Annotated in this window: 8 protein-coding genes; 7 read left to right on the top strand and 1 reads right to left on the bottom strand. The window is 45.7% G+C overall.

Annotated elements, in window-relative coordinates:
- Positions 1-89 precede the first annotated feature (89 nt).
- From RIB93_RS33750 to RIB93_RS33720, 7 genes are all read left to right on the top strand, one after another.
- Positions 90-1832: an eCIS core domain-containing protein gene (locus tag RIB93_RS33750; protein ID WP_446379891.1), complete on the top strand. Its 1743-nt coding sequence runs from the start codon at positions 90-92 to the stop codon at positions 1830-1832.
- A 47-nt stretch (positions 1833-1879) separates the two neighbouring features.
- Positions 1880-2260 (top strand): hypothetical protein, encoded by a 381-nt coding sequence (locus tag RIB93_RS33745; RefSeq protein WP_446358707.1) that lies wholly within the window; start codon positions 1880-1882, stop codon positions 2258-2260.
- A gap of 148 nt (positions 2261-2408) precedes the next feature.
- Complete coding sequence (locus RIB93_RS33740) at positions 2409-3500, top strand: eCIS core domain-containing protein (protein WP_446379889.1); 1092 nt, start codon at positions 2409-2411, stop codon at positions 3498-3500.
- An 18-nt stretch (positions 3501-3518) separates the two neighbouring features.
- Entirely contained in the window at positions 3519-4340 is an 822-nt protein-coding gene (locus RIB93_RS33735) for a HEAT repeat domain-containing protein (RefSeq protein WP_446379887.1), read from the top strand.
- Positions 4341-4583: 243 nt separating this feature from the next.
- Entirely contained in the window at positions 4584-6569 is a 1986-nt protein-coding gene (locus RIB93_RS33730) for an eCIS core domain-containing protein (protein ID WP_446379885.1), read from the top strand.
- An 80-nt stretch (positions 6570-6649) separates the two neighbouring features.
- Complete coding sequence (locus tag RIB93_RS33725; protein WP_446379883.1) at positions 6650-7270, top strand: hypothetical protein; 621 nt, start codon at positions 6650-6652, stop codon at positions 7268-7270.
- Between the two features lie 69 nt (positions 7271-7339).
- Positions 7340-8314 carry a polyprenyl synthetase family protein gene (locus RIB93_RS33720; protein WP_446379881.1) on the top strand — a complete coding sequence of 325 codons (975 nt, stop codon included), beginning with the start codon at positions 7340-7342 and terminating at the stop codon, positions 8312-8314.
- 269 nt (positions 8315-8583) lie between these two features.
- Here RIB93_RS33720 and RIB93_RS33715 read toward each other — a convergent pair.
- On the bottom strand, positions 8584-8780 hold a 197-nt coding region (locus RIB93_RS33715; protein ID WP_446379879.1), incomplete at its 5' end, for a hypothetical protein.

The following is an 8780-nucleotide window of genomic DNA, read 5'->3' as shown; positions in this document are numbered from 1 at the left end:
TCTGGATAGGCGATGAGGAGATAGAACGATAGAGTTTCCTCCAGGATTGAGCTGGATTCAATAAATCATCAGGTAACTGAGGTGGCATCATGTATAAACCCCTACAAAAGAAAAATTCCTCCTGGACTCCAACAACGGCACAGAAAAAGAGCAAGAGTCCGTCTAAATTAGGGCATTTTTCGATTCAACCCAAGCCAAATCAGAAATCGTCTCAGTCGCAGGAAATAGGGGAGTATTCCAGAGACTCGGCGGATAGACTAGCCGCGAATGTGATGCGAAGTCTAGAAACCAAGGGTTCCCAGGAGACGGAAACGCCAACAGTGCAGCCTAAGTCCGAATCAGGGATTTCAGTTGCTGATGTCGTCGGACAGAAAATGCCCACCCTGACGCCACACACCCTGAGTCCACTCCAGAGAAAGTTAACAGTCGGGCAACCGGGGGATAAGTACGAACAGGAAGCCGACACAGTAGCGGCAAAAGTTGTCGAACAGATTAATTCTCCCACGTCCCAGCAATCCGTACAAGGAAAAGTAGAGCCTGTCGTTGAGCCGACAGTGATGCGTGATGGTGGAGTTGGTGGAGGTGCGGTTGATGCTTCTATTGAGCAAGGTATTCAACAAGCCAAAGGTGGTGGACAGGGGCTTTCAGAGGACGTTAGAGAGCCAATGGAGCAGGCGTTTGGGGCGGATTTTAGTGGCGTGAGGGTGCATAACAATAGCAATGCTGATCAGCTTAATCACTCCTTAAATGCCCGCGCGTTTACGACGGGTCCGGATATCTTTTTTAAGCAGGGGGAATATAATCCAGGAAGTCGGGATGGGCAAGAGTTATTGGCACATGAATTAACTCATGTAGTTCAGCAGGGAGTTGGTCAAAAACAAACTTTGCAAAGAACTCTAGGGGATGGACATGACTTAACCTCTCCTCGTTTCTCCAAATTGCTGGATTTGGAGGAAGCATACGATGACGAAACCCTGATTAAGAAAGGCTCCTCTGGTCGAGGTGTGCAAGCTATCCAGCAAGCTTTATACGACATCGGCATCCCCCTGCCAAAATTTGGAGCAGACGGGGAATTTGGCGCAGAAACTGATGCCGCAGTTCGTCAATTTCAAAAAGGCAAAGGTCTTGTACCCGATGGACTGGTTGGTCCGAAAACAATGGCTGCTCTTGATGCTCGTTTCCCACCTGTGACTCTTCCGGCTAAGGCTAAATTAAGAGCTACGTGGAATTGGTCTTGCGTAAAGGATATTCTCTGTCCTTGGAGTCCTCACACGGTTGATGTACTGAGTTCCTATACTGTCAAATCCTTTGATAGTATCTTCTGGGATGACGAGAAGTGGGATGGTAAATCTTGGGTTGTAGATCCATTTCCTGGTGGAGGATACCAAAGCACATCTGACAGGGAAATTGGTCTTCTCAATGATGAAACCTGCGAGGCAGTTGCGGAAACTCTTTACCACGAGGTACTCCATGCTAAGCAACCTAGTACCCACTCTACTACTCAAGAGGTAGAAGGCTATGCTTATCGAATTGGGGAGGAATTTTCTATCGGAATGGGTCTCTCTGGGTTTCCTGAACTTCGCTCCAGTGATGCTCAAGGGCGGGAGTATGCTGATCAAGCTAAGGTAGACGAATTTGTAGCGGCTGAGTACCCTTCAGTTGCAGGAGGAGGAGAGGAAATCATCGGACGATTAGGTTCTGGTCCTGATGTGGAGGTTCTTCGCCCAGATGGTAGTGTTTATGTTCGACCTGCAAAGATTGGTGAAAAAGTTCCTGGTCCAATCCGGACAGTTAACGAAGTGACACATGATACTTCTAAATGGACATGTTAATCCACTTTTTCAGCTACTTTCTCAATGTCGTTAACCCGAATCCTCCTATGTCTCCTACTCTCACTGGACAAACGGTTACCATCACTTATGAGTCAAACCTAGCTATAGGTCATGGTCACTTTGAACTGAATAACCCCGACGATTCTCCCCTTTCAGCTTCTGTGAAACATCTTTGGTTAAAGGTAGGAGATGAGCGTCAGTTAGTACAGCCAGTTACTGTCTGGGATCGAGAGGAACAAGTCAGTTTAGACCCCCAGTCTTTCCAAGTTAGCGCCAATGATTCTTTGGAATTTTATATGACTTTTCCCAAAATAACAGATCAACCTGCCTTTGGAGAGTCTGTGGGGGTCGTATTACAGTTGCAGGCAGGTGAGGTTTGCCTAGAAGCGACGTCTCCTATAAAGTTGGTAAGGCGATGGAGACGGTAAATTAAAACGTCAAATCGGAGAAAAGGTATAAGGTGAAGGGGAAGCCGTGCGATCGCGCTTGGGAATTTGTCCTGGAAAGCCCCATTTAACGAGACAGTAGATAGCAAAATTAGCTGTGTTAAAATGACAATCTAATAACGTGTAGGCGATGGCTGTTTTGGTTAGTGCGATCGCGGATACAGAAACGCCAACAGTACAGCCTCAGTCAGAATCAAGGATTTCAGTTGCTGATGTCGTCGGACAGAGAATGCCTACCCTGACTCCACACACCCTGAGTCCACTCCAGAGAAAGTTAACAGTCGGGCAACCAGGAAATAAGTACGAACAGGAAGCCGATACAGTAGCGGCAAAAGTCGTCGAACAGATTAATTCTCCCACGTCCCAGCAATCCGTACAAGGAAAAGTAGAGCCTGTCGTTGAGCCAACAGTGATGCGTGATGGCGGTGTTGGTGGAGGTGCGGTTGATGCTTCCGTTGAGCAAAGTATTCAGCAAGCCAAAGGTGGCGAACAGGGGCTTTCCGAGGACGTTAGAGAGCCAATGGAACAGGCGTTTGGGGCTGATTTTAGTGGCGTGAGGCTGCATAACAATAGCAATGCTGATCAGCTTAATCGCTCCTTAAATGCCCGGGCGTTTACGACGGGTCCGGATATCTTTTTTAAACAGGGAGAATATAATCCAGGGAGTCGGGATGGGCAAGAGTTGTTGGCGCATGAGTTGACTCATGTAGTGCAGCAGACTACTGCTTCAAAGCCAATAGCACGGATGAAAACTGAGGTAATCCAACGAGTTGCTGTGGCTGCACCTGCTGTTGTTTTTGGTCCTGTGGGTTTGACAATTGTTGGATTTGGGATTGTTGTTTGGTACTTGAACAACGGCGGTTGGGAAGAAATTGGCAGGATTAGTAATGTTATTGCTAGAGGTATTGATGGTACTCTGGAAGACCTTGAAAATATACTTAATAGAGCGGGTGATACGGCTAGAGAGGGGCTAAGGGAAATTGAAGATTATATTCGAGAACATATTTTCCCAATGGCTGCTCGGGGAAATCAAGCGGATACAGGCATATTGGCAGAAGCTAACGAACTCATAAGTAGCGGTAGAGCTGGAGATATTTGTGAAGCACTTGCTATCTTGATGGCGGAGGCTAAAGCTGCTGGAGATACCAACAAAATCAACAGAATCAAAGCAACCCAAAAAGCAAAAAGATGTAGGCACAGTCGCCATAGTCGCGATAGTTAGAGTTAAGGAGTTATTTTTATGCAAGATACTAGGATTAATAAGTTAATAGAAAAGTGTGCTTCTGGCGAACCTAAAGAGCAAGCTCTCGCACTTCAGGAATTAGTCAAAATGAAAGCTGATTCGGCTGTCCCCGTGATATTAGAATTACTGCATTCTTCTGATGAGGGAATTCGCTTCTGTGCAGCAGAAGCTCTTGGTGATTTGGGAGAAAACGAAATTGAATCTGTTGGTTCTGCACTTATAAACTTACTAGTCGATCCAAAAGAGCTGGTTAGATCGGGGGCAACAGATTCCTTGGGAATACTTGCTTATAAACCAGCAAGAGATTCAATCGAGTCCTTGTTACTTAACGATTCGGCTCCCCTGGTTCGGGCGTCAGCAGCAGAAACGCTTGGAGATCTAGGAGATCCTGATGCTCTAGATACTTTAAAATCAGCAATGCAAGATCCTGATGAAGCAGTTCGGTCATATACGGCTAACTCCCTCGGACTTGTAGGTAAACCCGATCTATTACCACAGCTTCAAACTTACATTGAATCAGAAGATTCCCTAGAAGTTAAAGCTGAACTATTAGCAGCTAAATACAGGCTTGGTGACACGGAAGCCATGAAATCGCTATTGACTTTTTTTGAAAATGCGGATGAAGATTTAGCTACCGTTATGCTCAATATATTAGGTGATTTGATAGATCGTAAAATACCATTAACAATTACTTCTGATGCATCCGAAATTTGTCAAGTATTGAATTTACTTGAAAAGCGTTTCCCACTATTAGCTCATCATAGTCAGAGCATTATAGCAAAATTAGCCGTGTTAAAATCACAATCTAATCAAGTGTAGGCGATCGCTGTTTTGGTTAGTGCGATCGCGGATCTTGTCGGCTGCGTTAACGAAGTAACGCACCCATCCAACTTGATGACAGTGCGTTATGGCAAGATTTATGCTTTATGCGCTACGTTGTTTCTCGCAGTTCGCTGGTGCATACTGATAGTGTTCTGGATAGGCGATGAGGAGATAGAATGATAGAGTTTCCTCCAGGATTAAGCTGGATTCAATAAATCATCAGGTAACTGAGGCGGCATCATGTATAAACCTCTACAAAAGAAAAATTCCTCTTGGACTCCAAGGACGGCACAGAAAAAAAGTAAGAGTGCTTCTAAATTAGGGCATTTTTCGATTCAACCCAAGCCGCAGCAGAAATCGTCTCAGTCGCCGGAAATAGGGGAGTATTCCAGAGACTCGGCGGATAGACTAGCCGCGAATGTGATGCGAAGTCTAGAAGCCAAAGATGCCCAGGAGACGGAAACGCCAACAGTGCAGCCTCAGTCAGAATCAAGGATTTCAGTGGCTGATGTCGTCGGACAGAGAATGCCCACCGTGATGGCACACACCCTGAGTCCCCAAGTAAGAATGGCTTCTGAAGTGTCACCAGAAAACCCGATTCAACGGCAATGTGCTGATTGTGCCTCTCCCCAACAAGAACAATCAACCACAGCCGGGAAAGACATTGAGCAGATATCGTCAGAGGCTGGAGCAATCCAAACAAAACTGACTGTCGGAGCGCCCGGAGATCCCTACGAGCAAGAAGCTGACCGAGTGGCGGCTCAAGTGGTTTCTATGTCAGCACCTCCTGACAATTCAGCTCCAGTTCAGCGTTTAGCAAAAGAGAATAACCCCATTCAGAGAGAGTCGTTGGCACAGTCGATTACGCCTGTCGTACAGAGGCGATTATCTGAGCAGGTGCAAACGCAAGGATTAGTGCAACGGGCATTTCAAGCAGGTGGAACTGAAGCGTCTGAAGATTTAGAGAGCCGTTTGAATACGTCTAAGGGTGGAGGTTCTCCTTTATCGGAGGACGTGAGAGGGTTTATGGAGCCGCGTTTTGGTTCTGACTTTAGTGGAGTGCGGGTGCATACGGGTGGTGAAGCGGTGCAGATGAATCAGGAGTTGGGCGCTCAGGCGTTTACTCACGGGCAGGATATTTTCTTTAACCAAGGGAAGTATAATCCCGGTTCAACCGATGGGAAACTTTTGTTGGCACATGAAATGACTCATGTGGTACAGCAGACCGGTGCAGTCTCACCCAAGCAAGAACAGCAATCTATTCAATCAGAGAGTTCCGCCCACAAAGTACCTGGATATCTCCAATCGATTTTTTCTTCTCAACAAGGTAATACTGCCTTGTATCGCAAAGAATTACAAGATTTTCAGCAGGTAAACAGCAATAAAACTCTGGATCAATATCAATCTCAACTACAAGAACCTAATCAACGGGTTGAAATTACCCAAACTGCCCCTCTGCAACAAGCACGACTCATGATGCGGGGAAATTCTGCCCCAGGTAAACCGGGAAAGCAGGTCAGTTCAAAAGCTATGGGTCGTCTTGACAAAGCGAAAGAAGCAATTAAACACACTAAATCCGTGTTTTTATACGGTGCAGGTAATCAGACAAAAGCATTGAAGGCAACTAACTTTAACTCCCAGTTCCGTATGTTGGTTGTGCGTGACGATCCTCAGGTTCTTCAGGCTGTGGGTGCAACGAGTTTCTGGCAGTTGACTGACTCGGTGAAGCCTATTGCGGCTGCCAATCCGGAAGCCTTGACAGCAGCTAAGGCAGATCTCGCTCATGGTGGCAATTGTGGTGAACACGCTGAGGTTGCTTTTGATTACTTACGGGTTCAGGCTGTAGGTGAAACGCTCCACTGGTCTTCTAAACAGGGATTAGACCATGACTTTGTTCTTATGGGCGTACCAGAAGACACTGATGCGGACATTGTTGTGGCAGATCCTTGGCCAACAAGAGCTACTGCAACAACATGGGAAGATCACTTTGCCTATACATCAGACCGTGAAAAAATCCAACTGAAAAACAGCATGGTTGCAGATGGTCAAAATGTTAAAGCTGTTATTGCTGCTGGTCTCACACTGACTGATAAAGGTAAGCAGGTTGCAGCCCTGAAACGCTCTGATAAACAAACAAAAGAATTACTGAAACGCAGTAAGGAACTTCATTTCTGGACACATTCTGATGCCGCAGCAAAGGGACATGACTATGACTATCATACATGATTGCTGTCAGCATATCACAGTTTCTCTAAATACTTTGGTAACGGGCAAAGATACCCACAAGCAAGGCAAGGAATAATACTATGAAAGCTAGCAATTTAATTAGTTTGATTGCTGTGGTTATCTGGGGGTGTCAAACCTCTGCCAGCGTCAATTCTAGCCCTATTCCTTTAACTTCACAATTAAACCCCAAAGAAACACCTATGACAAATCCGATGAGACCCACAAATTCTGTTAGTTTCATTCCAGGACGGCCAATTAAGCCATCCAGTCAACTACTCAATTGGCTCAACAACGAAACGCAGACAGCTTCTGGCTCAAGAAAACGACTGCGACTTCCAGTGGTGATTTATTTCCAAGATTCCTACCGACTCGCCCTTGGTAATTCCTTTATCGGGACATCTGATCAAGACCGTGACCAAGACACTATTTTTTTGTCTCTTAGTGACGTTGCCATGAGCATATCACTTTTATCTACGTTGAGAGATATCTGCCCAAAAACGGTAAATTCATGTGCCGTATGGCTCGAAGGTTATTGGGGATCACTAATTGATTTTGACTTACCTGAACTATCTGCACTCAGACAAGATCAAGGAGAAAATACAAAATCGCCTTTTTCTGTTCTGAAAGTCCATGAACTGATTCAAGAACAACCAGAGCAGGATGAGGAGATAAGAGTGTTTATTGAGTCTCCGTCTCCGTGAATTTGGAGATTAAGCCTCACCCAGCTCAAGTCTTGACAGAAATTAAGTTTCCAACCGGAGAGGATAGCAGTGGCTAATTTTAGCCTAACCGATAGAGATGTTACTGACTTAACGAAATTTCAAGAACTGCTGCCAGATGTACGCAGCTACATTCGGCAATATGCACCATCTGACTGGCCTGAGTTTCGCTCAGTTTTGACGGCTGTCACGGATGAACCCTTAAGTGCGCTGGCAATTTTGCCGTTGGCAAGTTGTGCGGCGGTGGGCGGTAATCCACGAGAAGCGATTCCAGTAAGCGCTGCTTGGGTAGTCCTCAGTTTAGCTATGCGTATCTTAGATGATTTGCAGGATCAGGATCGGTCTGATGCGCTGTGGGCAACGATTGGTTTGGCTCGCAGCTTTAACTTCAGTGCAGCCCTCTATGCTTTATGCAATGAACTCCTAGCTCAAGCTGCATGGACTCCTGAGCTTTATCGAGTCATGAATCAACACTTTGCTCAAACAGGACTGCGCTTATCAAAAGGTCAAGATCGGGATCTATGCAATCTAACTCTCACGATTGAAGACTACTGGCATACGATAGAAGACAAAAATGCTAGTGCCTTTGTTTTAGCCTGTACTGCTGGTGGACTTTGCGGTACTGATAACCCAAAATTTCTTGATGCCTGTCGCAGGTTTGGATATCATCTTGGATTGGCTCTACAGTTGTTTGATGATTTTGAAGGAATTTGGGGACAATCTGGCAGGGGTGACTTGGTAATGGGTAAGATAACATTGCCAGTTATTTACGGTCTCAACGTAGCCCATAATCGGCGTGATGAACTCCAGAAACTAATCGATGATGCTAGTTTAGCGAAGGAATCAGAACGGATTCGTGAGATTCTCGATCAGATTAATACTCGTGATTTTATGATTTGGACGGCCTTGCAAGAGCGTAAAAAAGCGGTTGCAGCTTTGGAACCCTGTCCAGGTCAGCAGGGGGTTACGGCTTTAACTGCTTATGTAACTACAATTTTTGCCCACATTGAGGATGTTTTGAGGTAGCGCGATCGCGCTATTCTTGACCAAACCAAAAAATGTTTAGAGTTAGTAAGGCGATGGAGACGGTAAATTAAAATATCAAATCGGAGAAAAGGTATAAGGTGAAGGGGAATCTGTGCGATCGCGCTTGGGAATTTGTCCTGGAAAGCCCCATTTAACGAGACAGTAGATAGCAAAATTAGCTGTGTTAAAATCACAATCTAATAACGTGTAGGCGATGGCTGTTTTGGTTAGTGCGATCGCGGATATTGTCGGCTGCGTTACGGCAAGATTTATGCTTTATGCGCTACGTTGTTTCTCGCAGTTCGCTGGCGCGTAGTGATAGTGTTCTGGATAGGCGATGAGGAGATAGAACGATAGAGTTTCCTCCAGGATTGAGCTGGATTCAATAAATCATCAGGTAACTGAGGTGGCATCATGTATAAACCCCTACAAAAGAAAAATTCCTCCTGGACTCCAACAACGGCAC

This window comes from Coleofasciculus sp. D1-CHI-01, from assembly GCF_040218875.1.
Taxonomy (GTDB): domain Bacteria; phylum Cyanobacteriota; class Cyanobacteriia; order Cyanobacteriales; family Coleofasciculaceae; genus Coleofasciculus.
Note: the sequence above shows the minus strand (reverse complement) of the source record. Positions and strands in the feature narration are given on the sequence as shown.

Coding starts and splice junctions, on each gene's coding strand:
- RIB93_RS33750 (WP_446379891.1), top strand. CDS start 90: ATGTATAAACCCCTACAAAAGAAAAATTCCTCCTGGACTCCAACAACG.
- RIB93_RS33745 (WP_446358707.1), top strand. CDS start 1,880: ATGTCTCCTACTCTCACTGGACAAACGGTTACCATCACTTATGAGTCA.
- RIB93_RS33740 (WP_446379889.1), top strand. CDS start 2,409: ATGGCTGTTTTGGTTAGTGCGATCGCGGATACAGAAACGCCAACAGTA.
- RIB93_RS33735 (WP_446379887.1), top strand. CDS start 3,519: ATGCAAGATACTAGGATTAATAAGTTAATAGAAAAGTGTGCTTCTGGC.
- RIB93_RS33730 (WP_446379885.1), top strand. CDS start 4,584: ATGTATAAACCTCTACAAAAGAAAAATTCCTCTTGGACTCCAAGGACG.
- RIB93_RS33725 (WP_446379883.1), top strand. CDS start 6,650: ATGAAAGCTAGCAATTTAATTAGTTTGATTGCTGTGGTTATCTGGGGG.